Origin of the sequence: Aquabacterium sp. NJ1 (assembly GCF_000768065.1) — a bacterium.
GTDB lineage: Bacteria > Pseudomonadota > Gammaproteobacteria > Burkholderiales > Burkholderiaceae_C > Aquabacterium.
This window is the reverse complement of the sequence record NZ_JRKM01000001.1, coordinates 142,523-168,894: the sequence shown is the minus strand read 5'-3', so window position 1 is coordinate 168,894 and position 26,372 is coordinate 142,523. Positions and strand designations below refer to the sequence as shown.

General features: G+C 59.1%; 18 protein-coding genes. 6 read left to right on the top strand and 12 right to left on the bottom strand.

What is annotated here, in order from left to right:
* Positions 1–16: 16 nt before the first annotated feature.
* Positions 17–1,123 (top strand): DUF72 domain-containing protein, encoded by a 1,107-nt coding sequence (locus tag JY96_RS00765; RefSeq protein WP_035034108.1) that lies wholly within the window; start codon positions 17–19, stop codon positions 1,121–1,123.
* Positions 1,124–1,150: 27 nt separating this feature from the next.
* Here JY96_RS00765 and tadA read toward each other — a convergent pair whose 3' ends face one another.
* From tadA to JY96_RS23040, 6 genes are all read right to left on the bottom strand, one after another.
* Positions 1,151–1,774: a tRNA adenosine(34) deaminase TadA gene (tadA, locus tag JY96_RS00760; protein ID WP_035034106.1), complete on the bottom strand. Its 624-nt coding sequence runs from the start codon at positions 1,772–1,774 to the stop codon at positions 1,151–1,153.
* Positions 1,771–2,361, bottom strand: a complete 591-nt coding sequence (locus tag JY96_RS00755; protein ID WP_081960933.1) for a 2'-5' RNA ligase family protein — start codon at positions 2,359–2,361, stop codon at positions 1,771–1,773. Before JY96_RS00755 ends, tadA begins: the two co-directional genes overlap by 4 nt.
* Before the next feature lie 29 nt (positions 2,362–2,390).
* Positions 2,391–2,654 carry a hypothetical protein gene (locus tag JY96_RS00750; protein ID WP_035034104.1) on the bottom strand — a complete coding sequence of 88 codons (264 nt, stop codon included), beginning with the start codon at positions 2,652–2,654 and terminating at the stop codon, positions 2,391–2,393.
* 487 nt (positions 2,655–3,141) lie between these two features.
* Complete coding sequence (locus tag JY96_RS00745; protein WP_235333814.1) at positions 3,142–8,718, bottom strand: ATP-binding protein; 5,577 nt, start codon at positions 8,716–8,718, stop codon at positions 3,142–3,144.
* Between the two features lie 356 nt (positions 8,719–9,074).
* On the bottom strand, positions 9,075–9,500 hold the full coding sequence (locus JY96_RS23045) for a hypothetical protein (protein WP_152606323.1): 426 nt from the start codon (positions 9,498–9,500) through the stop codon (positions 9,075–9,077).
* 1 nt (position 9,501) lies between these two features.
* Complete coding sequence (locus JY96_RS23040; protein WP_152606322.1) at positions 9,502–10,833, bottom strand: DUF5623 domain-containing protein; 1,332 nt, start codon at positions 10,831–10,833, stop codon at positions 9,502–9,504.
* A 281-nt stretch (positions 10,834–11,114) separates the two neighbouring features.
* On the opposite strand from JY96_RS23040, the gene JY96_RS00725 reads away from it, so the two are divergent.
* The gene (locus JY96_RS00725; protein WP_035034089.1) at positions 11,115–11,945 is read left to right on the top strand and encodes a hypothetical protein; all 831 of its coding nucleotides are present in this window, start codon (positions 11,115–11,117) and stop codon (positions 11,943–11,945) included.
* 27 nt (positions 11,946–11,972) lie between these two features.
* On the opposite strand, the gene JY96_RS00720 is transcribed toward JY96_RS00725, so the two are convergent.
* Together JY96_RS00720 and JY96_RS00715 are read right to left on the bottom strand one after the other, a co-directional pair.
* A complete protein-coding gene (locus JY96_RS00720) occupies positions 11,973–12,248 on the bottom strand; it encodes a hypothetical protein (RefSeq protein WP_035034087.1) in 276 nt (91 codons plus the stop codon).
* Complete coding sequence (locus tag JY96_RS00715; RefSeq protein ID WP_035040616.1) at positions 12,245–13,288, bottom strand: PRTRC system protein D; 1,044 nt, start codon at positions 13,286–13,288, stop codon at positions 12,245–12,247. Before JY96_RS00715 ends, JY96_RS00720 begins: the two co-directional genes overlap by 4 nt.
* A 1,244-nt stretch (positions 13,289–14,532) precedes the next feature.
* Between JY96_RS00715 and JY96_RS00710 the strand changes: the two genes are divergently transcribed.
* Entirely contained in the window at positions 14,533–15,699 is a 1,167-nt protein-coding gene (locus JY96_RS00710) for a phage integrase N-terminal domain-containing protein (RefSeq protein ID WP_152606321.1), read from the top strand.
* A 61-nt stretch (positions 15,700–15,760) separates the two neighbouring features.
* Here the strand turns inward: JY96_RS00710 and JY96_RS00705 are convergent, their stop codons facing one another.
* Positions 15,761–17,812, bottom strand: a complete 2,052-nt coding sequence (locus tag JY96_RS00705; RefSeq protein ID WP_081961534.1) for a ParB/Srx family N-terminal domain-containing protein — start codon at positions 17,810–17,812, stop codon at positions 15,761–15,763.
* 294 nt (positions 17,813–18,106) lie between these two features.
* On the opposite strand from JY96_RS00705, the gene JY96_RS00700 reads away from it, so the two are divergent.
* The 3 genes from JY96_RS00700 to JY96_RS00690 all read left to right on the top strand — a co-directional run bounded on the left by JY96_RS00700 (position 18,107) and on the right by JY96_RS00690 (position 23,948).
* Positions 18,107–21,511, top strand: coding sequence for an ATP-binding protein (locus JY96_RS00700; protein WP_052162001.1), 3,405 nt, complete (start codon positions 18,107–18,109; stop codon positions 21,509–21,511).
* A gap of 212 nt (positions 21,512–21,723) precedes the next feature.
* Positions 21,724–22,197 (top strand): hypothetical protein, encoded by a 474-nt coding sequence (locus tag JY96_RS00695; RefSeq protein WP_152606320.1) that lies wholly within the window; start codon positions 21,724–21,726, stop codon positions 22,195–22,197.
* A 149-nt stretch (positions 22,198–22,346) separates the two neighbouring features.
* Positions 22,347–23,948 (top strand): DNA cytosine methyltransferase, encoded by a 1,602-nt coding sequence (locus JY96_RS00690; RefSeq protein ID WP_235333812.1) that lies wholly within the window; start codon positions 22,347–22,349, stop codon positions 23,946–23,948.
* Here the strand turns inward: JY96_RS00690 and JY96_RS22725 are convergent.
* From JY96_RS22725 to JY96_RS22715, 3 genes are all read right to left on the bottom strand, one after another.
* A complete protein-coding gene (locus JY96_RS22725) occupies positions 23,926–24,384 on the bottom strand; it encodes a very short patch repair endonuclease (RefSeq protein ID WP_081960932.1) in 459 nt (152 codons plus the stop codon). The two genes, JY96_RS00690 and JY96_RS22725, sit on opposite strands and share 23 nt — an antisense overlap.
* 326 nt (positions 24,385–24,710) lie before the next feature.
* Complete coding sequence (locus JY96_RS22720) at positions 24,711–25,499, bottom strand: HAD family hydrolase (protein ID WP_081960931.1); 789 nt, start codon at positions 25,497–25,499, stop codon at positions 24,711–24,713.
* Entirely contained in the window at positions 25,496–26,305 is an 810-nt protein-coding gene (locus JY96_RS22715) for a hypothetical protein (RefSeq protein WP_081960930.1), read from the bottom strand. Before JY96_RS22715 ends, JY96_RS22720 begins: the two co-directional genes overlap by 4 nt.
* Between the last annotated feature and the right edge of the window lie 67 nt (positions 26,306–26,372).

Sequence of the window (26,372 nt, the reverse complement as noted above, 5' to 3'; positions counted from 1 at the left end):
CCCGTGTTGAACGCGCATGCAAGACGCCCCCTTTCCTGATCAACCTTCGCAAGAAGCCGAGGCAGCCAAGGCGAAGCCCCTGTCGTCTGCCGGCCCTCGCGCGCTGAAGGCCAGGCGCGATCTGAAGCATGTTCAGGCCGCAGAAGTTCAGGCCGAGCACATGGCCTTGGCCGCCGGATTGCCAGCCCTTGTTCGGCTCGGCACCTCCTCATGGAGCTACCCAGGCTGGACCGGGTTGGTATGGGCCCAGGACGTGAGCGAGGCGCTGCTGTCCAAACATGGTCTGCCTGCATACAGCCATCACCCCTTGATGCGCACGGTGAGCGTGGATCGCGCCTTCTATCGCGCACTCAACGTGAGCCAGTACGCGGCCTACGCCGAGCAGGTTCCCGATGACTTTCGGTTCATCGTCAAGGCGCCCTCTTCCGTTTGTGATGCCTTGGTGCGAGACGACAAGGGGCGAGGCTTGCAGCACAACCCCGTTTTCCTCGATACCGCGCTGGCCGAGCAGGAGTTCATCCGGCCAGCACTGCAGGGCTTGCGACACAAGGTCGGCGCGCTCGTGTTCCAGATCAGCCCTTTGCCGCCCGAGTGGTTGCGGCAACGCGGCAAGCTGCTGCAACACCTGCACGCGATGCTGCGCGCTTTGCCCTCACTGCAGCCCTCGGCCCCCGATGGCGTGGTCGCCGTGGAGTTTCGCGATGCGGCCATGGTGGCGCCCGACATCATCCCGGATCTGGTGGCCATGCTGCGCGATGTTGGCGCCACCTACTGCCTTGGCTTGCACGCCAAAATGCCCCCCATCGAGGCGCAATTGCCGATCCTGCGCAAGCTCTGGCCGGGGCCCTTGGTGTGTCGCTGGAACCTGCATCGGCGTCACGGAGCTTATGGGTACGAAGATGCTCGGGCCATGTACGCGCCCTTCAACCACATCCAGGACGCTGACGAAGAAACCCGCGGGGTGCTGGCTCGGGTCATCTTGGGTACAACGGGGGCGGGGCGACCTGCTTACGTGTCGATCAGCAACAAGGCTGAAGGGTGTGCGCCCCTGTCGGTTGTAGCGCTGGCACAAGCGATCAGGAATGGCATGGATTCTTCGTCACCACCAGACGCGACCGGATGATCCGCCCTGATGGATCCGCCCGATTGATCAGCTTTGCTCGTCGGGCAATTCGATGACCTGGCCAACGGGGATCTGCTCCGCGTCTGGCAAGGGCTCAGCCGACTCGATCACATCCATGCCGTGCAGCGCCTGGCGCGCGGCAATCGCCTTGCGCTCGTCTCGTTGTGCCTTGATCTGCGCGCGCCTTTCGGCGAAAAACTGCTTGAGCAACTGGCTGCTGGCGTCTGCCAGCACACCGCCGACGATGGCTGTGTGGTGATTGAGCTGCTTGTTGGCAAACAGGTCGATGACCGAGCCTGCCACGCCTGTCTTGGGATCGGTCGCGGCAAACACCACCCGCTTGAACCGCGCGTGCATCAGCGCCATGGCGCACATGGCGCAGGGCTCCAGCGTGACGAACAACTCGCACTCGGGCAGGCGGTAGTTTTCCAGTAACTGTGACGCATGGCGCAGGGCCACGATCTCGGCGTGTGCCGTGGGGTCATGCGTGGTGATCGGGCGGTTGTAGCCCGTGGCGACCACCTGCCCTTGCCGCATGATGACCGCGCCCACCGGCACCTCGCCAGCCAGCCAGGCGTTGTGGGCCTGGTCCAGCGCGATGCGCATGGCGTATTCGTCGGAGAAGTTGGATGGCGTATCGGTCACGGTCATTCGGGCTGCAATGGCCAGCGCCCCTCTTCAATATAGACGCCTTCGCCGACGATGGAACGAATCAGCACGAAGTCCCGGGCCTGCCAGGTGATGGGTTCGATCGCTTGCGCCTGCAACGGCGATCGGCCATAGAACAAGGTCAGGTGCGGGGTGAACTGGCGGTGATGTTCACCTTGCGTCAAGCCGGCCCGCTTCATCTTGTGATCCAGCTCAGCCTGGAATTGCATCAAGCCCGGCGATGCGGCGCCCAGCAGCACAACCGGCAAGCGGCCCGGTTTGCCTTTGAAGCTGCCCACCTCGTCAAACGCCACCTTGAAAGGCGTGGCAACCATGCTTTGGGCCACCACATTGGTCGCACGCAAGGTGTCCGCAGGCACTTCGTCCAGGAAGTTGCCAACGTGGAACAGCGTGACGTGAAAGCGAGCGGTCCGAGCGGCCTTCACCGCCACACCTTGCGTCGGCCCCAGCTGCATGGCCAGGCTCTGCGCACGCGACGCCGCCTGCTCATCGGGCATCAAGGCGAGAAACAGGTTGTAGAGCCGCGTCGACTTGGGCTCGAAACCATCCAGAGACATCTGACCAGACATGCTTCAGCGCTCCACGTTTCAGCTGTAGCTCAGGGCTTGTCGGCGTCGTCGACGCCTCGGGCCACATCAGAGGCCCTGCCCTGCATCAGTCGGTTGACGTCGTCCTGAACGCGCTGCTGAGCACGGCGAGCGTCTTCCGCGTTGTCCACCTTGGGCAGATCAACACCCGCGCTGGATGCCGCAGAGGCTGCAGCGCCGGGCGTTGCCTGATGTGTGACGCTCAACTGCTTTTTGGCCTGCACGACCACGATCAGCAAAGCCAACAGCAATGACAACAGGCCCAGCGCTTTCATATGGAACTCCTGTGCAATGGCAAGCTGCCCGGCAGGTTACCGCGGCAAGCGCCCGCTCATTCCCACTCGATCATTTCCGGCGCCTTGGGAGCCGCATGGACACTAGGTTTTTGAAGTTCCAAGATTTCTTTCTACCGTCATTTTTACCGACGCTGGAAGGTGGTGATTGCAACGATGGTTGCCGGTCAAACGACAGCCATAACGCATCGTGAAGTGTACACGGCGAGCCGGCTTAAAGCGCTGGCAAAACTCCGAATGAAGGCTACGTCACCATCACGATGGCAACCCCACCTGATCCACTCCGGCAGTCTTATCCTTGCGGAGAGACGGAAGGATGGCCAATAGTCGGACGGTACGCTCGATCAGCGATAGGCGGCCCAAACAGATCGTTGGTTGCACGGCCCCACCGCTATCGCTGGCGGTTCCAGACGATCCATGGTCAGTACCAAGGCGCCCAAATGCATCGTCCCGCACCAGAGATGCACATTCATTCGGGCGTCGCCAGACGTACACCACGGAAAGCTTCGCTCTGCTGCAAGGCAGCGCTCCGGCGATCACCCAGATCAACTAGGGCATCGAGCACTTTCAACAACTTCCTTGCCAACGCCAAAGGCAAGGGGTGGTGACGATCGGCATGCCCCTGAACCAATCCAGCGATCGCTGCAGGAACGGCGACTTCCCTCCAGCCCGTGGGCAATCCATCCGCCGCAAGTTGCGCAAGCACCTGATCCGCGAAAGCATCCGCAGGATAGTCCGCCCCCGCGCGCTCGCACAGCGTCACGAACTGCGTTGCCACATAGGGATTCCAGGCGGCATGTCGCACAAGCTTGTCCAAAAGCGGCAGGATCTGCGGAAGATCACTCCATTGCCCGTTGGCAAAACGTGTCGCACCATTCGCACCCGTGATGGCCACGAACAGCAAGGTCTTGATCAAGTCGGGCAGATCGAAGCCGCCAAGCCTGCCATCGTTGTACCGAGATCTGCGAAAGTCGCCATGCTCCAGTACCCTATCAACGATGGCATCCAGCACACTGAGCACCTGTGGATCGATCCTTGGCGCGTCAATCACAGCTGAGGCTGCAAGAGCGCTTGAGAACGGAGCGAGCATGCGCATCGCCACTTCATCGGGTTGATCCATGATGGGCGCCAGCAACCGGCGGCGCAACTCTGCGCTCGGTGTCTGCTCAATCACATCTGCAAGCAGCCTCGCCAGTTGGCGCTGCCACTCGAACAGACTGGTGCCATCTCGACCACGCCCACGTCGCCCCTCTGTTCGCCACGAGGGGTTGACCGTATCCAAGGTCCACGTGACGAACCCTTCCAGGGCATCAATCAATTGATCGCACGCAGGTCCGCGCAGGACGCTGTCGATAGGAACACGACGCAAAACTGCCCCTGCGAAGTCGCTGAGCCAGATGTTGTCCGTACTTCGCCAGCCGTCCTCATCCATGGACTGCCCAGCCTCACCCTCAGAATGAGTCTGGGTCCAGGATGGCATTGGCTGTGCCAATGGCGGAAAGGCTGGACCAGACAGTTCAGTGAAGGTCTCCGCCAACGCGAGGCTCTTGCGCTCTTCCTCCATCCGTGCCCACTCAGATGCTTCAACGCGGGGTGTTGACGGTGCTCGACGATCGCGGGCAAGCTTCAAAGCCAGGTTGAACCCGCACCAGGCAAACTGTGGATCCTTGTTCCAGCATGCGGCGATACCGGACACCGCTTCCAATGCCACCACCTGCAAAGGATGCAAAACAAGCCGATAAAGGGATTCGCGCTCCGAGCCGTCGCAACGGTCCTCCCTGATGCGAGCGGCCAAGGCCCTGGCCACGAAGATCTTCGGATGCCACGAAATCACCGACCTGGAGAACACTTCATCCTGCGGCGTTTCGACCTCATCTCGGTACGACCACAAGGTAGAAACTGCCCAATCTTCATGCTCGTGAGTGCCTCCAATGCAAATGATCACGGCAGCAGTACCTGATATGCAGCCATGCGCAATCTCATTTTTCGGTAACAGTGACCTGTTCGTGGCGGCAGCGACCGCCAAAGCCATCGCCTTGGCACGTTCGGCGGCATCGTCCAAGGCAAGATCGGGGACCAATGCGCCCGCCTCAAAGCACTTTTGCACCCAATGCCATAGCTGCGCCTCTTGCGCAATTTCTTCGAAGTGCTCGCGCGCCTCGACCACATCCGGCGCTTCATGACTTGGACTGAGCAGTTCAATGGCGACCATGCCATCCTGATCGGCTACGGGTGCGGTTGCGTAGTTCTCCTGGCGACCAAACTCCGCCCACAGCTCCGCCTTGCGGCGTAGTTCGGTCAGGTATGCCTCGTCTTGCGCCAGATCCTCATAATCGAGCTCAAGCTGGAAAGGGAACTGTTCCAGCGCGGCGCGGCACGCAGAGCGCAGTTCCTCATCCGCCCCCAGCACGAACAGCGGCACGAGCGAGCGGATTTCGACCGTCCTAACAGGGAGGTTGCCAGACTCGATCACTGCTTGGCGATGCGCCGCCTCATGCGGTTCGAATCCAATCAAGGCGGCTTCGCGAAGCTGGCTCTCCTGAACGCTCCGCTCCAAATCGATGCGCCATAGACGCTGGCTGGAAACAAGGGGCAGCGTCACCCTCGACACTTCCCGAGCATGGAGCGCCACCGTCACCGCTATGCCGAGGACGGCAATGCTGGTGTGACCTTGCAGCAACTCTTCCAGAACCTCATCCGCAGGTCGGCCCGCCTTCAATTGCCGGAACGCCCAGTCTTCGAGCGCCATCAGGGCACATTCCAGCACCTTTGGGCCGCCATGCCCTCGCGACCAGACGTAGTGAATGGGCGCCCCCCAGAACTCTTGCCGCCGCCAAGGAAATTTCAAAACCAGCGGGATGGGTGTGCGACCACGCCGCTCGTGATGATGAAACTGGCGCCACGCGGTGGTTGCATGGTTGACAAGGTCTCGGACCAACGCTCGTCCAACCGTTGGGGCATGGGTCAAAAGCGCGTGAAAGGGCTCGCGCAAGGGCGACGCCGGGAAGTAGCCTTGGAAATCGGCAGTGAGGGCGAGTTGAGCCCTGTCATGGTACGAGAAGGAGTCACTCGACCGCATGGAGAACGGCAGGTGCTCAAGGAAACGCCGCTCGCCTCTGGTGAGCTCTACCTCAGGCTTCGCACGGATTTCATGGATTTGCTTGACCCGCTCTTCCGACTCCCGCTGCGCCCGCGCCCTCTTATCGTCCGGCAGTTCCTCCAAGAAGGTGCTTCGTGCAACAGCGGCCAATTGCTCTGGGTGCGTCTGCGAGAGCAAGGTCGCCCAAGCCATCACCTCTCGAAATGCCTCGCCGCTGAATCGCTCCAGCCCTACGACCCGGTTCAGGTAGGCGTCCACCACATCGGGATAGCTGCGCGCAGCGCGCAGGACCAGCCCGCGCAACTCCGTTTCGACGCCTGCGGGAGCCCGGGGGCGTGCGGCATCACCGTCGGCATCTTCGGCTTGCCTCCACCGGGGAGCGTGGTGTTCATCCTCGATCGCATGAAGCCAAGCTACGCACTGATCCAAGATGCGACGTGACAACGGATTGGGCACATCCATTAACGGCAACTGCCAAGTGTCAAAAAGCGCAACCACATCCGGCAGACATTCATCTGGAATGTCTGCAATGTGGTCAAGCACCCAATTGAGCAACCTGCGCCAAGCCATGAAGTCGGACGGCCATCCTGTCGAATCGGCGAGCTTGATGCGCGCCGCAGGCGTCATGTCCGCGCGCCCGATCTGACCGGCAAGAACCACGGGATTTGGCGTTGTCTTTTCGGCCCGCATCCACACCAGCCACTTGCGAAGCAACTTGTGGTCTCGTTCTGTAAAGATGGGTGTGAGCCTCGCAGCGTGTGCGTCAAAGCTCGGGCTGAAAACGGGGGCCTCCAGCCACGCTCTCAGCCACTGAGGCCGCAACAAGGTCGCGGCCTCCAAGGTTCGCAGATGCCGCTCCCATGCGTCTGGCTCGTCATAGGTTGCTTGCGAAAGCAACTCCACCACACGAGCCAGTGCTGGCGGTTCCCCCGCACCGGTCAGCGCGGCAATCCAGTCTTCACCCTCATCTTCCAGCAATAGCAGATACGCCCATTCAAAGAAGATGTCATGGGAGAACTGCGCTGTCAGACCAGGCCGGACCTGCTTCACCAGCCCGTCCTCCAGCAGCGCGGGGAGTGCGGACTGTGTGGCCGCCGACAAGTCACGTATCCGAAGGTTCCTTCCGAGGTCTGGTGCACTGCGCTGCGCAAGTTCGATCAGCGCCCTCTGGCGGGCCAAACTTTGCGAGGCCTGAGCGTCATAACCACCTCTTGACCACCATGCGCGAATCAGGTCAATCTCGGACCTCGGCACGAACCCTTCGGGATAAGCCGCACTGGAAAATCCGCGGGCAAGCACCGAGGCAAAGAATGGGCGTCTCGCCAGTGCCTGCACCCGCTCATCGCCGTCCAGCAAGAGCGGGCGCAGCGCGGGCAGGGAATTGGCCAGGGCTTCGGCATCCTCTGGTGACAGATTGTCTACATCGACATAGCCGACACCTCCATTCGTCATCAGCGCCGTCGGCACCCAGCTGCGCAATGGCTCGATCCCTGCATCGCGGGCCGTCGCAACAATGCGCCACCCGCTCAATGCAGGACTGGTGAGGATCTGCGCCATCAGGTCTGTGATCACGCCACGCTGCTCTGGAGTGATGCGGTCCAATCCATCGATGAAAAGCACGGCATGCCCCGTGGCCATCACTTCGACCAGCAAGGGCTCGATCGCAATGGCCGATAGCCCAATCGCACTTGCGTGCTCAGCCCAGTTGTTTCCCGATAGCCGGTTTGCTGTCAACAAGAAGGTCGTTCCATCGCTGGCGTAAAGGCCAAGCAGATCACGCAGTAAAACCGTCTTGCCCACCCCTGGCAGACCTTTGATCAAGGTCAGGCGGTGGCGCCTCATTTCGGTGATCAGCTTTTCCCGCAATGCGCCCCGATCGATATGAGTCCCCCCAATGTCATCGGGCTGCTGCGCCAGCCAGTGGCTGGACAGTTCACTCAGCACCCGCAAGTCGCTCGCCAGCACGGGAGTGCCGACGAATTTCAGTCCCCCGTTCAGTTGGCGCAGTACGGAAGCACGGCTGAACTCTTCTCTTCGCCCCGAGCCTTCGCGGCAAAGTTGCCTCAGTTGCCGCCACAGGTCATCCGCACGATCATGCTGGGCAGACACCAAGGCCCGCTGCAGACTGCTCAGGATTGCGGCCTCGGTGGTCGATCCCTGATGCATCAGATCAAACTTGATGAGCACCATGTGGGCCAACAACCGGTGTGTTGCCTCCTCAGGCAACTGACCTCCGTTGCCCAAGGCGCAGTTGCGCACCGCGTCAACGATGTCCTTGTGGGCCTGCGATGCGCCGCCACCATCCGCGAACCGTTGGAAGAACGACGAGGCCGATTCGGAAGCCCGGGCCCACTCGCACACCGTGGTGAAGTTCCGGTGAGACTCATCGGATATGGTACCCGTGGCGGCCCCGACCCGATCGACGTGCTCGCGAAAATCCGTCTTCTGCTGCGTCTGCCAACTGCGCTCGATCACCTCGCGGAAATCAGAATTGCTGGCTGCATCAGAGATGGTCAACGATCTCTTGACCTGTAGCGACAAGCGCATGCGAGAGCCATCAGCAGGCAGAACTGCATCAACGATGACATCATCAAGCGGCTCTCCAGCTGGTGCTTGCTGCAAGGCGACACGCCGGATCATGCGCGATCCCAGGCCTGGCGCCGTCGTCCCGCCGACAAGAGCGGCCAGGTAGCACGCGGCCACCGCATCTTCGAATGTGAATCCGGCACCGCCGGTGAGTTCAGGAGAGGCCATCGAAGAATCCACCAACGTCAAAGTACCAGGGCAAAGCTGTGGACCACTGCTTTCCGGTTCCGCATATCCCACGAAATCAGCCGCCCATGCCGAGCCAGGTGGCGTCTTCATGACCGTTGTTTGGAAACGAACGCAATAGTTTAAGTGAGACTGCCAGCTGAACAATTGGACGACCGCACTCGTCGGCTGCATGGGGCTAGGAACAGGCTCACTCGTACGCCGCATTCATCCGAAGTTGCCTACGCGATCAGATATGTAGAAGGTGCCTGGCCGCGCCGAAGTTCGGCGCATAGTCGATTTGGTGGACCGCCATGTCTGCAGCCAAATCAGACAACAGGTGAGCGCCGCTCGGTCCGTGGCATTCCTTTGTGTTGCACGAGGTGAACACAAAGGGTTTGACCAAGCCTGCCGCGCCGAGCTGTTGTGCCCAGTTGTTCTCAAACTAACTTGATCCGCGTGACAACAAAAAAAGAGGGGGGCAAGCCCCCTCCCTGCTTTAGCAGTAGCGTGCAGCGATCACGCTGAAGCGACTACATGGCAATCCATGCTCAAGGATGACGACCTCCTTGCTCGTCAGCAAGAAAATCCTGCATCGCCTGATATGCCTCGACCTCTCTTTGCTGGGCTTGAGCGACCTCAGTGACGTTCGGCAAGGGTCGGAAGCACAGTTGCAACTGTTCGACCTCTCGTCTTGCACCCAGCCACGCATCAACGAGCGGCTGCCATTGCCGATCCCAATAGGTAAACGGACGAGACTCGGGCGAAGACACCTTACGCAGCGCGTGGTGCATTACCTTAGCCGCAGTACGGTTCGGGTCGTCCCATTGAACAGGTACCGCCCATCCTGCGTCACGCAAGCCGTGACGTTTGTCGCCGCCAACTACCGCGACTGGTGCACCAGCCACAGTCCCCATGCCAAACATCCTGTGGTCAATTCGATCCCCCTCTTCGAGCGGGCAAGCTGAATCACTCATTTCACACTCCTCTACGAGGGGTAGCGGCAAGGGGCCACTTCTCAATGGCCTTCTTTGCACTTCCAAGACGGTTTGTGAGCGCACGCAAAGGCGCTGACGGAGGGTAGTGCCTCGTCAGAAGGCTCTCCATTTGAGCCAAGTCCACCAGCAACTTCCCCTTGAACTCGGGGGTTGGTTGCCGTGGCGCTGGTTCACTCACCATCGATGAACCGAAGTAAAGATCGCTGTACGTCTGTTCGTCGAGCTCATCGTAGCCATACTCTCTTGCCACCCACTCATCTAGGTCGTCTCGAACGGTGTTCAGTGGCCCCGAAGCGCTGGCTCGCCATTCCAAGCGGTGGATAGCGTCTTTGAGCAACCGCGCCATCTCTTGGTGAACTTCAAGCGGAAGCCTGCCATTGGGCCTTCTGCACATACCCACCATCACCCTGCCGTATGGCAAAGAACTCTTTGACTTTCGCACCAAACGTAGGTCACGGGGCGGGCGCGTTGTAACCTCCTTGGCCTGTCCACCCGGAGATACCCAAAGTGGCCGGTAGGGTTCGGAACCACCCTCCCACACAGACGAGCAGGCCCCTGGCTGAAGTTCATTCAAGCGCTCGACCATGTGCTCGACCACATTGGCGTGAACCTGCCGCCCGAGCAGAAAGAGTTGCGACCCACCTGACGGGTTATGAATTCCCGGCCAGACAGTCCTAACCAGCTTCAAGCCATGGCGATCCGCCCATGCTTGACGGGCGTCTTCTTTGGAAGCAATGGCCGGCAGATATGGCTCGTCAAGTTGAACAACCACTCCCGACTCCTCATGGAACCAGAAACTTGAGTGATCTCTGCCTGGCAGTTGATCTCGGTGGTCGCTCTTGCCGAGCATACCGGGGACCTTTCCTTTCGAGATCAGTCCAGTCGCCTGCATGAACTGAACTTCCCGGGAAGCTCCGCACACCAAGTCTCTGGCTCGATCGCGGCGATCAACAACGAAGCGGCAAACAAGGTGATCCGGTGCCTGCAACTTGAAGTCATGGAGCCAGCGGCAATAGCGGAAACGCCCGGAAGCCAGCGCCCGGGACACGGGCCCGACCAGTGACATCTGCAGTGTCTCTCGCCCCTCTTCGCCAGTTGTCAGGTTCCGCCAATAGGCAGTCACAAAGAATGTCTGCTCTGAATGAGCGGACAGACGGGCGGAATTGGCCGCATGCCGAAGGTTTTCATATCCCGCCAACCTTGCAGCTTGCTGCTGTGCTTGGCTAAGCGGGATGGATTGCTGACGTGCCAGAGTTTTGGCAAGCCGTTTGATGCCAACTACAGTGGTTGGCCTAATGGTCTTGGATGACAAGATGTGCTCCTCGCTTGTTGCAAGGCGTCACCCGTCCACCACCTTCAAGCATGAACACGTCCAATGAATAGACGGAGCGAGACGGCAGCGCTGGTCAACAGCTTTACATCGACGGGTGGAAGGCTCCTGCCAAGAGCACGAACAGATTTTCTCACAAAATATTTGCATCTTTGACACCCTGCCTCAGAAGCCCGTTCTTAAGAATTTGGGACAACCAATGCTGGTGGTTGTCCCGCAACCCAGATGGTCAAATCGCAGAAGCCAGGACAACCGGAAATCTCATGCCATTTGGAAAAGCCATCTCTCTGACGCGAGCCCATACCAACCTCCTGTTGTCTGAGGAGGCTGCCATATTGACTGGGTGGGCTGCTTGCCAGGTGTGGTGCGCGCAACAGAACACTACGAAGATTGGGTTGGTCTTGTCCAATGTGGAGGACCTATCTGGGTCTGTTGCTTCTGCTCTGGGCAGTGACGTGGTCGACCAACTTGTGCACCACAACAAGTTCGAACAGGATGGGGTAACGACGCTATTGCTAACCGAGAAGACAACTGGGAACGAAACTGCGAGCGTGCTCCTGCTACTCAGCATTCCGCCTGAACGTTTGAGCACCATCACCGATCACCCGCATGTCGATGCCTGTGTGTTCATACCGCGAACCGAGGAGGATCTGGAGGCCTACCTTCGGCTCTATCCGAAATCGGCCAAGGTCGAGTTGAAGGACGTCGATGACAGCCAGCAACCAGCCATGACCCCGGAACATAGCGAGCGCGTGCATTGGTATGAAAAGCACTACGAAGTCATTGCCCATGCTCATCCCAACAGCGACATTGCACCTTACCTATCGTTTGCCCTGCAATTCTCAAACTTGATGCTTCAGATCATCCTGCCCATGCATGAGCAAGACAAATCGTTCATAAATGGCGAGAACTTTGAGCTCGGCTGGTTTCCAACCGTCGCGGGTATCGCCAATCATGAAGAGACGTTCGGGCCCACCGTTCGCAAGGTCATCGACATGAGCGGCACAGCCCCTGTAAAGGGGGACCAAGAACCGATGAGGTTCAGGTTCGAAAGCCGAGAAGAGATCCTGCAATCGGAGCCCGCCGATAAATGAACCTGCCCCCACGGGTATAGGGCAGGGTCACTCCTTCAGAGAAGGGCCAAATAGGTCATTCGTCAGCGGGGTGGCATCCTCGCCAGACGTCTGCGGCGTGCCTCCGCCAGCAACTTGCCCAGCAAACAACGCCTGAGCGACCTGAGCAATCAGCCCATCATAAGCAAGCACCCGCAGTCGATTGATCCTCTTGGTGCCCTTGGGGAACTGGATCAGATCGTCGTACAGCCTGGGGTGATCGGCACGCGCCAATTCAAAAACCAGCCGGATTGGCTCTCCACTGACCTTGGCGTTGGCGCTCATGGCTTGCTCCCCGATGGCGTCACACCTTGATCAGCCCGTGGCGCGGCCATCACCGTCCGCGCATAGTTCTGCCCCGCCAGTTGAAAGCCCCGTACATTGGCAAACATGGGTTCCTTGACCTCATGGATCTTGTGATTCGGGAACGCCGCCTTCACCGCCTTCTTGAACAGGAAGGCACCGCCGCCAACCAGGATGATGTTCTGCAAGCTGTGTGGCGATTCGATGTACTGCTTCATCGCCGACACGGCCTGCTGCGCCACCGCCTCAGCCATGGGCATGAATCTGGTGATGTCATACGACTTCTGAAAAATCACCGGCTGCTTGCCCGTTCGCAAGGCCAGATCAATGGCATCGAGGTCGCGATAGGGGCTGCCGATGTCCTTGCTGATTTCGGCTGCGATCAGGCGCAGCACATCCGACATGCCACGGTTGAACGAGTGGCTTTGCTTCTGCACCTGCTTCATACCTCTGGCGACCAACCAGTCGAAGGTTCGTGAACCTGGGTCGATGATCAAGCTCTGCTCAGTGCCGATGGTGGCCATCTTCTTGTGCACCGATGCGTAATGCGCCAGTGCTCCCTGAGGCTGCGCAACAGCGAGTGCCTTGACGACAGTCACCGTCTTGCCACCCCCAACGTCATGCGTTCCCATCATCGCCTTCTCCAGCGCCGCCTTCTTGAGGTGCAGCAGGGCCACAGGCAGGCCAACCACCAGGAGGTCGATGCGACTTTGCTTCATGAGATGCAGGGCGCCTCGAAGCAAGGCCATGTACTCGGGCGTGTCGGTGTACTCGTCGTGCAATTGGGTTGCACGCACGGAATCGGCCACCAGGTGGACATCGGGCCCGACCTCGTAGAACAAGTGTCCGATGGGGATGGACACGGTTTTGCGCCGCTCGGATGCCGACCAGGCCTGAGTCTCGCTGGCGCTCGGGTAGGCAATGGAAGGAAAGCTGGCGCAGCGGATCTCGGTGCCCTCCGTGCCAACGACGTATTTGGTGTTGCCTGATCCGACATCCACCGCTCTGACGATCAAATCCATGATGAGCCTCCAAGGCGTGGGTTCATGAGCGATCAGCATCAGCAAGCTGACACGATCCCGCCACGGCAAACCCCGACTCAGAACACATGATTTCGGCATCGGTGCAGATTCACTGTCAGCCTGCATGCGCCGCAATGACATTGGCCTGTTGCCAAACCTTCGCGCTCTGGGTTCTGGGGTCGCGTGTGTCACCACGTTCTCATTCGAATGACACTCGTCAACCCCTCTCGCCACGCCCGAGGCAGGCGCCATCGAGGTCCATCTGAGCCCATCGAGAACCTGTGTTGGGAACCAGAGGCAGGATTTCTTGATATCAAGCCCACGGGCTGTCTGGCGCTAAAGCCCTATCAGTAAATAAGCACAGCTCAAGGGCATGTTACGCGCCCCAGATTCGCCACGCGCAATCCTCCAGCAATGCGAGCCATTGCGGCGGCGCTCCTTGACCGAATGCCTCCTGGCGAGTCCACTACAGATTCCCGAGAGCCGTCCTGGCTCTGCTCCTGATGGAGCAAAAGGCGTCGCAGTCGTTACCTGCCCTCCAAGCTCCGGTCCTTGAACCGGAATTCGCCATCGTCCCTGAGGTGATGGCCCTGAGGTCTTCTTCGCAGTGCATGCACCGATGGCCCTGCCAACTCCCCGAGTTGGGCGTTCCTGAAACGCGCCATGGTCTTCGAGCACGCTGTCGGCACCCGATGCCGAACCGCTGTTCCCGCCATCCCTTGAGCACGCGCCTCGGCGCACCGCACGGTTGTGTTTGCCTCTTTAGGCTCCCCGTGCGACCTCGCTCATGAACTCGGCACCGCCCTGGACTTTCGGTCAGGGGTGGACCCATGCGAGTGGATGGCGCGCCGAATCCAGAACTGATCCACCACAGACGCGAGAGGCCAGACCTCCGCGCCGATGCTGTCCATGCCCCAGAGGCAAGTCGGCATCAACAACCCCACGGCTGCAGAAATGCACGACTGGGACGGATCACCCGTTTCGTTTTTAAGAAAGACCGAGTTGGCCGGTGTCGATGCATCACAGCAGGCACACCGACCGACAAACCTTTGGGTAGGCGCCGCACCTGTCGTGGTCGCGTGCGGCGCTGAATGCTTGACCACGAACCGATGGGGCGACGGAATCCGCGCCATTGGCGATTTCCATGGGATTCCACCTTCACTCACGACCAACCCGCTGTTCGGGCGGCGGGCCCTTGACCATGGACACACATCATGTCTGATTCGTCCACCCCTCGATCCGCAATGCCCAGATCATCACGGCGCCGGGTTCAGGAAGCATCCAGCCCTGGGCGCTCAAGTCAGCACCAACCGGCACGCCGCCAAAGCTGGGCGGGGAAGTCGCCCCAGGATATCCTGGCCCACTACCCCACGGGCAAGACGCCACCGCTCAAGGTGCTGGAGGTGTTGATCGAACTGTTCAACACCCTGCACACCTCGATGGCCAAAACCGTCTCACACAAGACAAGACAGGAGCGCGCCCAGTTCCTGCGCCGATTCTTTCGAGACTTGAAGACGAAGGCCGGGTTCAAGACGGTGCCTGACCCACGCAACCTGGGGCAAAAGCACCTCCGGGCCATGGTGCAGGTCTGGCAGCAGGAGCACCTGGCCCCAGCAACGATCCAGACCTACCTGAGCTTTCTGCGCGGGCTGGCCATGTGGATGGGCAAGCATGGCTTCGTGCGATCACCAGACCACTACGGCTTGAGCGTTGACGCATACCAGCGCCATGAGTACGCCAGCCGGGACAAGGGGTGGTCGGCACAAGGGGTGGACATCGACACTGTGATTGCCCAGGTCTGTGAGCACGACCGCTTTGTGGGGGCCTCGTTGCGGCTGATCCGCGCCATGGGACTGCGGCGCAAGGAATCGGTGCTGTTTCGGCCATTTGAGAGCATCGTGCCCTTCGAGTCCACGGGCCTGCCGCCTGAGGACAAGTTGGCGGATCGGTACGCGAGGATCAAGGGCAAGGGAGGCCGGGTGCGCCACATCCCGCTGGACAGCCCGGAGCGGCTTGCCGCCGTGGCATTCGCGCAGGGCGTGGTCAGCAGCCAGGACGCCCATATGGGCAACCCGGCACATGACCTGCGCAGAAACCTCAGGCACTTTGACTATGTGTTGACCAAGTTCGGCATCACCGTGCGAGAACGGGGGGTGACCGCACATGGCCTGCGCCATGAGGTGCTGATCTCTCACTATGAGGCGCTGGCCGGGACCGCGCCCCCGGTGCGCGGCGGGCAGATGGTGCCACCGGAGCTGGACCGTCAGGCCAGACAATCCGTGTCCCGGTTGGCCGGGCATGCGCGCATTCGGGCTTCGGGGGCCTACCTTGGTGCGGTGCGGGTGCCGCGCCATCCAGGATCACGGGATGTGGATGGCAAGAGCGAAGCGCCGCCAGAGGGGTCGTCTTGACAAACGCCAACGGCGCAGAGCCCTTGTCTGCGCCGGGTTGGTGGGAAAAGCTCTGTGAGGCTCAGGCCGCTGACTCCGCGAGTTCATCGGCCTCAGAATGGGAATCGTCCAGGCTGGCCGTCCCGACTTCGCCTGTCGCAGCAACCGAGGCAGCTTGGCCCCTCAGACATCGCGGCAACCAGCCGGAGCCCGCCAAGGCCAACTCGGCGGCCACCACGGCGGCATCCTTCTTCATACCGGCCAGCGGCGCTGCCACGTTGATGTCCATCGCCTCGGTGACCACCTCCACCACGCGGATCTTGGACACATGGTTCAGATAGGAAGGGCCGTTGGCTGTCCACCAGCGGCGCATGTCCAGGCCCAAGGCCTCTGCCAGCACATCGGTGCGTTGGGTTGGAGACTCCACACCCTGAATGCCAGTGACCGAGCACGCCACCACCACGGTCAACAATTGGAGCACTGTGGCTTGGTCTTGCGCCAGCAACCACGGGAACACGGCATCCAGGTCTTGGGGCAACTTCTGCACCCAGACGCTGCGCTCAGCCTCCATGCGCAACCATGCCGGGCTGGCCTCGATGTCATCGGCAGCGGATTGCAGCGCAGACTGGCTGTCCGTGACCGAGACATCCAGCACCTGTGGCTGCTGGTGGTAGCGGTAGTCGCGGCTCAGGAACAGCTTCTGCGCCAACTGGGCCGTGAGCGCCACCAAGGCCACGTCCGGGCGGGCAATCAACTCAGCCTGTACGGCGGCGACCCGGTGTGCCGTCAGGCGGCGCATCAGCTTTTCGGAGTGAACCGGGCGAACCTTGGCCGCTGCGCCGGACAGCATGTCACCTTGCCCTCCACCCTCGCCAGCCTGCCCTGCGCCCTGGGTCAGGACATGAGCCAGGGCGCTGCGGTCCTCCGGGCGGATCAGGCCACATTTCACTGTGGCCGTGCCGTTGTGCCCTACGTGGACCACGCACCCGGCCTGCGTCATCAGGTCGGCGGGCCACACACTCAGTTCCTCGTCGATGGCCTTGAGCCGCAGTTGCAAGGCTGCTTGCTCGCTTTCAAGCTCCTGGTACACCGCGCCATCATCCTGATAGGCGTCATCGTCGTCCATGTCTTCCAGGGCATTCAGTTGCTCCTGCACGGCCAGCATCCTGGTTTCCAGTTCGGCCAACGCACTGGCCTCAGGCTCCGTGGGCTCACGCCGGGTCTTGCGCAACTCGGTGTGGCCGGTGTACTCGTCACGGTCATAGCGCACCCGCACGTCCACCCACTTCCAGCCTTCAGCACGCACCTGCTTGGCCTTCTTGTTGAGCTTCTCCATGGCCAGACGTTCCAGCAATGGCGCGTCCAGCAAGTAAGCCTTCTTGTCGTCGTCGCTGAACAGGTCACGGCGTGTGGCCCCACCGGCCTTCTCGTACGCCTTGAGCGTCACGTATTTGGCCACCGGGTCACGGTCGGACTCGATGTCGCCCTGCGTCAGCAACTGACGCAAGTAGTCGGGGCGGCGGTTCCATTGGGGCAAGCCAGCCCAGGCCTGCTCCTGCTTCTCGTGGTCATCGACCGACGCCAGCACCATCAGGCATTCCAGGCTGATGTCATCCGTCCGGAACTCGTCCATCAGCTTGGGCGACACGCTTGCCAGCTTCATGCGGCGCTTGACCACCAGGGGCGTGACACCAAAGGCCGCAGCCACTGTCTCGACGGACTTGCCCTCGCCCAACAGGCGCGAGAAAGCCAGGTACTCGTCGGCGGCGTGCATGGGCACGTGAAAGATGTTCTCGGACAGGCTGGCCATCAGCGCCTTGTCGGCGGGCACGATGAGGATGGGCACAGGGTAGTTGTCGGGGATGTCGCCGTTGCTCATCAGCAGGTTCAGCGACTCCAGGCGGCGGCCACCGGCGCACACTTCAAACAGCCCACGCGGTCCCTTGATGACGATCAGGTTCTGCAACACACCGCAGTCCAGGATGGACGCGGCCAACTCGGCGATGCTCATCTTGCTGGTGCTGCCGCCTGGGCGCACTTGATGGTCTGCCGACAGCACCAGTTTGTTCAAGGGCGCGGTGGTACGGGGGGATGCCGCAATCACGGCATCGATTTCTGCCTTGGTGAATTTCATGGGGGGCTCCTGCACGGTTGAGGGACATGCCTTGTGCGTGTCCATGCGTTCAGAATCTCATTCGTCCCTCTGAAATCAAGGTCGTAGACATGGTCGTCCACAGGCCTTCACCAAGCACCGCCCCCAAGCCTTCAACCCATCGACCCACAAGAGCCTTCGAGGCCACAACCCTTCCTTGAAGCGCTGTACCATTTCCACTGTTTTGGTCTGGCGGACAAGCGCGCAGATCTCCCACCCTTGATCGGTCAGGACACGCTGTAAGTACGCGCCGATATTCACCAACGAGGTCTTTCGTTGAACGCATCGGCTACCGCTCCGCATTCTGTTCTGCGCTTCTGGCGTGATCTGGAAGTCTTCAACATCCCGACCGCACCATCGGCCAGGGACAGCAGCGACCAGGTCAAGATCGTCACGCTCAGACGCGGCGATGTCCTGCCTTGGCGGCACCCCCACTTTCAGCCAACACAAGAGCATGGCTACGTCCATGTCGTCTATGTGGGCGTGGCCGACACAGAGGACCTCTCCCGGTTGATGCTGCAATCGGTATTCCCCGAGGAAAACCTCAGTGAGCGCGAACGCCAGCGCGCAACCGGAAACGGCTGGCTTGCTGCCTTCGTCGCCAACGAAGATGGCCACCCCAAGCTCGACAGCTACCTGCCTGCCAGCTTTGCCCACGGGGTCGATGCACTGTGGCATTCCGAGCCGCTGGAGAACGTCAACGCCCGACTGGCACGTGCCACGGATGAGTTCGGTCAACGACGCCACAACCTGCGGCCCGTCGCCACCGACGCGCAGCAAACACCGCCCACTGGCCAGCCGGACACCCCACCAGCGCCAAGCCCCTTGACCTGGAGCGATCTGGACGAAGAGTTGCGCACCGTGTGCAAGCTGCTGGGCCCAGGGGCCGATGCGGCAGGCCTGGACTGGCGTGTGGTGGTTCGGGTGTCACGGGTCAAGCGCCGCTTTCTCGATGACAGCCTCAACGCCGCCATCGACTACCTGAACTCCTTCTACCTGGATGACCTCAACCGCCTGATCACTCAGGCGGGCAAGAACAAGCCCTTTGGCAAAGCCCTGAGCACCTTTCTGGGCGCACCCATAGCATCTGAACAACGCATCGACATCCTGAACGACCACGCGGCCATGGGTGAACTGGTGAGCGTGGCCCGCTTGCCCAGCGCTCGTTGGCCAGCCTCACCAGAAGCCCCGCTGGTGCTGGCTCAGCAGGCTGCGGTGGCCCAGGTGCTCAACACCTTGGGGCGCGATGGCGGCACGCTGGGCATCAATGGACCACCGGGCACGGGCAAGACCACCTTGCTGTGCGACGTGATCGCCGAGGTGGTCACCGAGCGTGCGCGCAAGATCGCCGCGCTCAGCCGCCCCATCGAGCTGTTTGAAGACAGCGTGAGCGTGGCGGGCAGGAATTTCTTTCCCCTCAAGGCCAAGGTGGTGGGCGGCTCGTCCATCGTTGTGACCAGCACCAACAACAACGCGGTCAAGAACATCACGCAGGAGCTGCCTGCACGCGCGAAGGTACACAGCGACTTTGCCTCGGCCACCTACTTTGACGAGGTGATCCGCGAGGTGTTCGCGGCCCAGAAGGTGGTGGACGACGACAAGCAACCCATCGACTGCTGGGGCCTGGTGGCTGCCGCATTGGGCAACGCCGGGAACCGCCGATCTTTCGCCCGGGGATTTTTTCGGGACGAACCACGGCAGGCACCCAACACCGAAACGCCAGCGCCCGGCAACACACAAGAAGACGCCGCCCCAGCGACCGCTCAAGCCAGCACCCCTGCGCCCGCCGATCCGTTGCCACCGTCGATCAAACAACTGCTGGAAGCGGCCAGCAACGACTACACACGCTATCAGGGCGAATGGCATGCGGCCAAGAAGTCCTTCCTGGCGCTGCTGGGTGACTTCGATGCCCGCCGTGGCGTCTTGCTTCAGGCTGAAAAGGCGGCTCAGCGAATCGATGCCTGCCAACAGCGGGTCAATGCCCAGCGTGATGCCGTGCAGGCCCTGGCCCAAGCCCTCGACCAAGCCAGTCGCCACCTCAAACAACTTCAGGACAACAAGGCCATCCAGCATGCCTTGGTCGATTCCCGCCGGGCCACGCTCGACCAGGCGCGTGCGCAATGCCTGCCCAAACTGTGGGACAAGCTGTGCGCTTGGTTTGGCCAAGACACCGAACGCTTGAAGACGCTGCGCGCCACGCTGGTCGAGCCCACGCAGGCCTTGGCACAAGCCACCGAAGCGCTGGCCCAACTGGCTCAGGATGGCGCCATGGCCGAGGCACGGCTTGAGCAACAGCGCGAGGCGCACAGCACCCAGGTCTTGACACTACAGGGTTCCGAGCGCGAACTGCAAGGCCACCAACGTGCGCTGAAAGCCGGACACGACGCCGGGGCGCGGCACTTCCCCAATGCCAGTTTCTGGCAACTACCCGCCGATCAGCGCCATCGCGCGTCGGTGGCGGTCAGCCCCGCGCTGGACGCACTGCGGGCTCGCATCTTCCTGCAAGCCATGGAGCTGCACCGACTGACAGTGCTGGCCAACGCAGGCAAGTTCATCGGCAACCTGCGTGCCGTCAACGGCATGCTCACCGGTTCGCTGAAAGACAAGCTGCCCTTGGAGCAGCGCCCCCTGTTGTGGGACGCCTTCTTCTTCATCGTGCCGGTGGTCTCGACCACCCTCGCTTCCTTCGACCGCCTGTTCGCTGGCATGGGTCAGGACAGCCTGGGCTGGCTGCTGATCGATGAGGCAGGACAAGCCACCCCGCAATCTGCAGCCGGTGCCATCTGGCGCAGTCAGCGGGCGGTGCTCGTGGGCGATCCCTTGCAGATCGAACCCGTGTTCACCGTGCCCCTGATGCTGGTCGAAGAGTTCCGCCGCCGCCACGCCGTGGACCCCATGTGGTCACCCAATGACGAATCGGTTCAGACCCTGGCTGACCGTGTCACCCGCCATGGCTCCTGGGTCACATCACGAGTCACCAGCGGCGCCGTCGATGCTGAGATGGCTCAGCCCATCTGGACAGGCATGCCCTTGCGCACGCACCGCCGCTGCGACGATCCCATGTTCAACGTGGCCAACCGCATCGCCTACGCCGAACAGATGGTGCATGGCCGTGTGGACGATCAGGGCCAGCCTCAGAAAACGAAGTTCACCTGCGTGCTCGGTGACAGCGCCTGGCTGGACGTTCGCGCCACCCGCGCCAGCCATCCGGTCATCGAAGACGAACTCCATGTCCTGGTGAACTGCCTGCGCCAACTTCAACAGCAACCGGCGTTCACACCTGCCAGGAAGGCCGGAGGCAAGGACAAGGCCGCCAAGGTGTTCGTGATCTCGCCGTTTCGCAAGGTCAAGAACGCCTGCATCAAGCGAATCAAGGATGCAGGGTTGGGCCAGATCGAGTGCGGAACCGTGCACACCTTCCAGGGCAAGGAAGCAGAAATCGTGTTCCTGGTGCTGGGCACGGCCCCTGGTCAGGGCGGGTCAGGGGCGCGTGCCTGGGCTTCTGGCAAGCCCAACCTGCTGAACGTGGCCATCACGCGGGCCAAGCATCGCCTGTATGTAATTGGTGACGCAGCACAGTGGCGTGGCCTGACACACTTTTCTGAATTGCACCATGACTTACCCAATCATCCATGGCTTCACAATGAGAAGGCACTGATTCAGAGCGCCGTGGCGCCATGATCTTTTGAGGCATACGAATGCGGACAACCAACGTGAACTCAGATCACTCATCCACAAAAACTGGGGATAACTTGGCATCGCCCTGCGCTCACACTCCCGCGCAACTTGAAAACGTCGGGACGCCACATTTTTGAGCACAACCCACATCAAGTGGACTCCCATGCTTTGATGGCGCACTTGGTACATATCGAGACAGTTCGGCTCCAATAGACATGACTGCAACTGCGCGAAAAGTCCTTGCAGACCTTGAAGCTGCACATCAGCTGCTCGAACTTGAAAGCGATGCTCAGCGCTTCAAAATCACCTGGGTGGCAGCAATGGCTCTATGCCGCGCTGTCGGCCACGTACTTGACAAGGTCGATTCAAAAGCGTCGCCAGCGCTCAAAGCTGCCATCAAACAGGCGTGGAGTTCATGGCAATCCGACCAAGAGCGTCACGCCCTCTTTCACTTGTTCATCGAGAGCGAAAGGAATGCAGTCCTTAAGGAATATGAGATGGGCTTCATGTCGGGATCTTCCGCTGTGATCGTCATCCCTGAGGACTCAGCTACAACCTTGTCTGACGAGCTGTTCTACCCACTAGCGGATGGCCCCTATGCTGGGGAGGATTGCAGAGACATTCTTGCGCAAGCGATCGCTTGGTGGCATTCACAACTTCAGAGCATTGATCAATCGACCTGCGTCTGACGGTACGTTGCGCGCGGACTTGGACTCTGCGACGAAGGGGGCAAAGCAATGCCGTGGCTAGTTCCCTCAGCACAGAAGACCGAGGGAGCGAATGAGCTATCGCTCATACGGGATATCATTAAAGGCTTTGGGTTGCAGTAGGCCGCCAGATGCGCAAGATCGCTAGTTCCTGGCAGAATGCAAAACAAGAACATATGTCAACAGCAAAAGCCGCAATTCCGGTGATTGATTTGTTCGCCGGGCCAGGAGGGCTTGGCGAAGGTTTTTCGTCATTGCTTGACGACAAAGGAAATCGTCGCTTCGAGGTCAAAGTCTCCATCGAGAAGGATCCCATCGCACACAAGACGCTGTCTCTGCGCGCGCTAGTTCGACACTTCAAAAAGGACAAGATTCCCGACTGCTACTACGATTACGTTCAGGGAAAGATCACTCGCGAGGAACTTTTTGGTCATCCTTCAGTTCCGGAGGCTGCGCGCCTTGGCGCGCAAGAGGCCAAGTGTGCAGAGCTTGGGGTCACGCCCCACAAAGAGATCGACGCGTGGATCAGAGATGCCCTAGGCAACGCCAAGCAATGGGTGCTGATTGGTGGTCCACCCTGTCAGGCCTACTCGATGGCGGGGCGCTCACGACTACGCCCCAAAGACCCGGAGAACTTCGAAAAGGACAAGCGCCACTTTCTCTACACGGAATATCTGCGGATCATCAAAGAGTTCGGTCCGTCTGTCTTCGTGATGGAAAACGTCAAAGGCATGTTGACGTCACAGCATGGGGGGTCTCCCATTTTTGACCGAATCCTGTCTGACCTGCGCTCACCGGGTAACGGCCATGAATACCGCATTCGGTCACTGGTGGTCGAAGGCGAAGATCTGGACCCACATGACTACGTGATCGAATCCGAAAACTATGGTTTACCGCAATCCCGGCACAGGGTGATCCTGTTCGGGATTCGCTCGGATCTTGCCGGACAGGCAGGCCCATTGCTCGGCCAACCTGAAAGGTTTTTGCTGAAAAAGCGCAAGGGTAAGGTCGGCGTCAGATCTGCCTTGAAGGGGCTACCGCTGTTGCGAAGCAGGCTGTCCAAAGAACCGGACAGTCAAGAAGCTTGGCTAGCTGCCGTCAAGCAAGCCCCTCACGGCTTGAAAGGATGGCGCTTACCCATCAGGAGCATGATCGAAACGGAAATGGATGCCGCTTGGAAAAAGGCTCAAAAATATGAGTCATCCGGTGGGCGTTATATCGAGAAGGAAATAATCTTTTCAGGTGCGCTTTCCGATGAGTTGAAGTCTTGGTATCACGACCCGAAACTTGGCGGTGTTCTCCAACACGAGACGCGCAGCCACATGAGGTCGGACCTTCACCGCTATCTGTTTGCTTCGTGTTTTGCGAAACTGCAAAAACACGCCCCTCGACTTCCGCAGTTCCCTCCGCGACTGCTGCCTGATCACGTCAATATGTCCGCTGAGGCGGTCCCATTTCTCGACAGATTCAGAGTCCAGCTGGCAGATGAGCCTTCGACGACGGTTGTTTCGCACATTGCCAAAGACGGGCATTACTACATTCACTACGACCCATCTCAGTGCAGAAGCTGGACCGTTCGTGAAGCTGCGCGCCTTCAAACCTTTCCAGACAACTATTTTTTCGAAGGAAATCGAACCCAGCAGTATTGGCAGGTGGGCAATGCCGTACCCCCATTCCTAGCCAAACAAATTGCTGAAGTCGTCCTTGATTTCATGGAGTCGTCTGAAGGCTGATTTCACCATAGAGAGTCGAGCCCTCAATCCATTCACGCAATTTTTCGGGCAAGGCATCACGCCCCACCTTGGTTCGTGTTGCACATTCCCAAATGACAAGCACACGCCAGCCTAGCACTCCGAGCAATTCGATTGCGTGCCGATCCCGCACTACATTCGCGGACAGCTTCCCTCTCCAAAAATCAACCCTTGTGCCGGGTAGCTTGGCATATTTGCAACCGAGGTGTTGATGCCAAAAGCATCCGTGGACAAAGACCGCGATGCGACGCCCTGTCAAGACCACGTCAGGACACCCAGGTAAATCCTTTCGGTGAAGGCGGAAACGGTACCCAGAAGCAAAGAGACACTTGCGGACCATCAACTCTGGCTTGGTGTCACCGCCACGAATACCCGACATCATGCGGCTTCGCACTGTTGGTGGAACGATGTCTGCCATTCACGCTCCTGAATGCTCTAATGGTTCGACAAACCACTCGGGCAGGGTGGAGAAAAATTATTGGGGCTTTAGATGATTGCCAAACGCAATTTCCATGAGCCGCCACAGTAATCTAAGTCAAGTAATGTGAGATTAAAATAATGCCCAAGTGTGCACTGATCTCGCGCGACTCCATCGGTAGTGTACCTATGGCGGAAAGGCCATGAATTCAGATCGAGACGGACGTTTCATGGCCACCTGCATTGAAGATGGTCGCGCGAACAATAAACCAAAACAAAAATTGCGCACAAAGCCCAATATTTGCAAATTGAGACAACCTTCACCCGTCACAAGGGCAAATGTGGACTTCTTTCTGGCACCGATGAAGTAAGCGGACTTCCGCTTGGGTCCCCCAATATACTCAAGACATCAATCAAGTTATGGGCAATACGAAACTCCCCAACTGGACTTGCACCATACTCTTGCCGCCAATAGTATGAATGATGAGTGTAGAGATAGAGAATACAATTTGCGCCAGAAATTATGGCAGGATTGATATCCGATTTAATTGAGTCCCCTACGACCCAGCATTGTGATGGCTCCGCCTTCGCCCCCTTCATAATGGAGGCAAACAAATCGGAATCCTTTTTACTGACCACCTCTATTTTCGAGAAGTATTTCTCCAGTCCGTGGAGTTCTATTTTCCTCTTTTGAACGGCCTCGACCCCTCTTGTCAGCAAGATGGCGGCAAATCCAAGACTTTTGACACCCTCCAATAGTTTTATTGCATCCGGTATAAGTTCGGGAACCGTTTTAATGACCCAATCTCCGGCATGCTGGATTCTCTCCATAACATCAGGGGATTCGCCCCCCCCGACCTCCTTACAAAGGGATCCATACGTTTCACGCATTGACGCCAGATATCTTTCTGGCGCATGACCGTATTTCCCCAATAAATTGGTATCAATTTCTTCAAACCGCGACAAAACCTCTTCAACATCAAACCCAAGATCGTTCATGTAACCAAGGAATTTCGTCCGCGCCTCCCAGTAAACATGGCTCGTATCCACCAGAGTATCATCCAAGTCAAAAATGACTAGGGGAGCACTCGAACTTGCGGGAAATTTATCTGTCATTTTGCATTTCCGACTTTTGAACCTTGGTTTGGAGCGAGGGACTTGCTTTGCTTTTCACCCTTAACCACCGGGGCATCATCGTTTATTGATCCGCCGGGTGCCTTATCTGGTATTTTTTGTTCTTCGACCAGGTCCGTGACCTTTTTTCTTGCATCTTGGAAAACAGGGAACGCCGCGATTATCGCAAAAATCAGCGCTCCCACAGTTGACAGGATCGCCAATTTCGAAGCCCAATGTCTCGTTATTAAAGAGTTGATGGATTCCTCGTTGGGCCTCCCGATCAATTTCAAAAGCGAATCGGGCGACGAATTTATATCTACGGAAGAAAACTCTTGCTCTCGCTGTTTGCGACTTTTCTGTTTGTTTTTATACGGCTCATTTGTAGGGCTTTCTAGGCGATCAAATATGGCTGTGAAAATTGGGTCATCCACTCTGATGGTTATTTTTTGAGTGCTGATATTCAGAATTTTTACCGTAATAGCGCCTTGATATCCAGGGTCAACATGCCCTGGATTCAGGACCAGCAGTCCTTTTGAGCTCTGCGAATTTATTGGGAATACGGTTGCACAAATATCGCTTGGCAGATCAAGTTCTTCCTTGGTAAATATACTTGCCATCCCCCCGGGAGGAAGGGTTATGCTGGACTCTCCCGAGTTACGAATGCCATCAAATATTTTTTCATCTTTAAATATTGTTCCAATGCGAAGATCGTAACTTGCAGCCTCTACCTGAGATTCCTCGCCCCCCACAACAAGCTTGCCATTTGAAAGCATTGATTTAATTGTTTGAGCAGGCAGTATCGACATATTTTCCTCAATTTATTAAAATGTTCTACACGTATGCACACAACGAAAATTGTAATTCAGAGCAAGA

Bases quoted from the DNA above. Each gene is read 5' to 3' on its own strand.
- JY96_RS00765 (WP_035034108.1), top strand. From the start codon at position 17: ATGCAAGACGCCCCCTTTCCTGATCAACCTTCGCAAGAAGCCGAGGCA.
- tadA (WP_035034106.1), bottom strand. From the start codon at position 1,774: ATGACCGTGACCGATACGCCATCCAACTTCTCCGACGAATACGCCATG.
- JY96_RS00755 (WP_081960933.1), bottom strand. From the start codon at position 2,361: ATGTCTGGTCAGATGTCTCTGGATGGTTTCGAGCCCAAGTCGACGCGG.
- JY96_RS00750 (WP_035034104.1), bottom strand. From the start codon at position 2,654: ATGAAAGCGCTGGGCCTGTTGTCATTGCTGTTGGCTTTGCTGATCGTG.
- JY96_RS00745 (WP_235333814.1), bottom strand. From the start codon at position 8,718: ATGCAGCCGACGAGTGCGGTCGTCCAATTGTTCAGCTGGCAGTCTCAC.
- JY96_RS23045 (WP_152606323.1), bottom strand. From the start codon at position 9,500: ATGAGTGATTCAGCTTGCCCGCTCGAAGAGGGGGATCGAATTGACCAC.
- JY96_RS00725 (WP_035034089.1), top strand. From the start codon at position 11,115: ATGCCATTTGGAAAAGCCATCTCTCTGACGCGAGCCCATACCAACCTC.
- JY96_RS00720 (WP_035034087.1), bottom strand. From the start codon at position 12,248: ATGAGCGCCAACGCCAAGGTCAGTGGAGAGCCAATCCGGCTGGTTTTT.
- JY96_RS00715 (WP_035040616.1), bottom strand. From the start codon at position 13,288: ATGGATTTGATCGTCAGAGCGGTGGATGTCGGATCAGGCAACACCAAA.
- JY96_RS00710 (WP_152606321.1), top strand. From the start codon at position 14,533: ATGCCCAGATCATCACGGCGCCGGGTTCAGGAAGCATCCAGCCCTGGG.
- JY96_RS00705 (WP_081961534.1), bottom strand. From the start codon at position 17,812: ATGAAATTCACCAAGGCAGAAATCGATGCCGTGATTGCGGCATCCCCC.
- JY96_RS00695 (WP_152606320.1), top strand. From the start codon at position 21,724: ATGACTGCAACTGCGCGAAAAGTCCTTGCAGACCTTGAAGCTGCACAT.
- JY96_RS00690 (WP_235333812.1), top strand. From the start codon at position 22,347: ATGCGCAAGATCGCTAGTTCCTGGCAGAATGCAAAACAAGAACATATG.
- JY96_RS22725 (WP_081960932.1), bottom strand. From the start codon at position 24,384: ATGGCAGACATCGTTCCACCAACAGTGCGAAGCCGCATGATGTCGGGT.
- JY96_RS22720 (WP_081960931.1), bottom strand. From the start codon at position 25,499: ATGACAGATAAATTTCCCGCAAGTTCGAGTGCTCCCCTAGTCATTTTT.
- JY96_RS22715 (WP_081960930.1), bottom strand. From the start codon at position 26,305: ATGTCGATACTGCCTGCTCAAACAATTAAATCAATGCTTTCAAATGGC.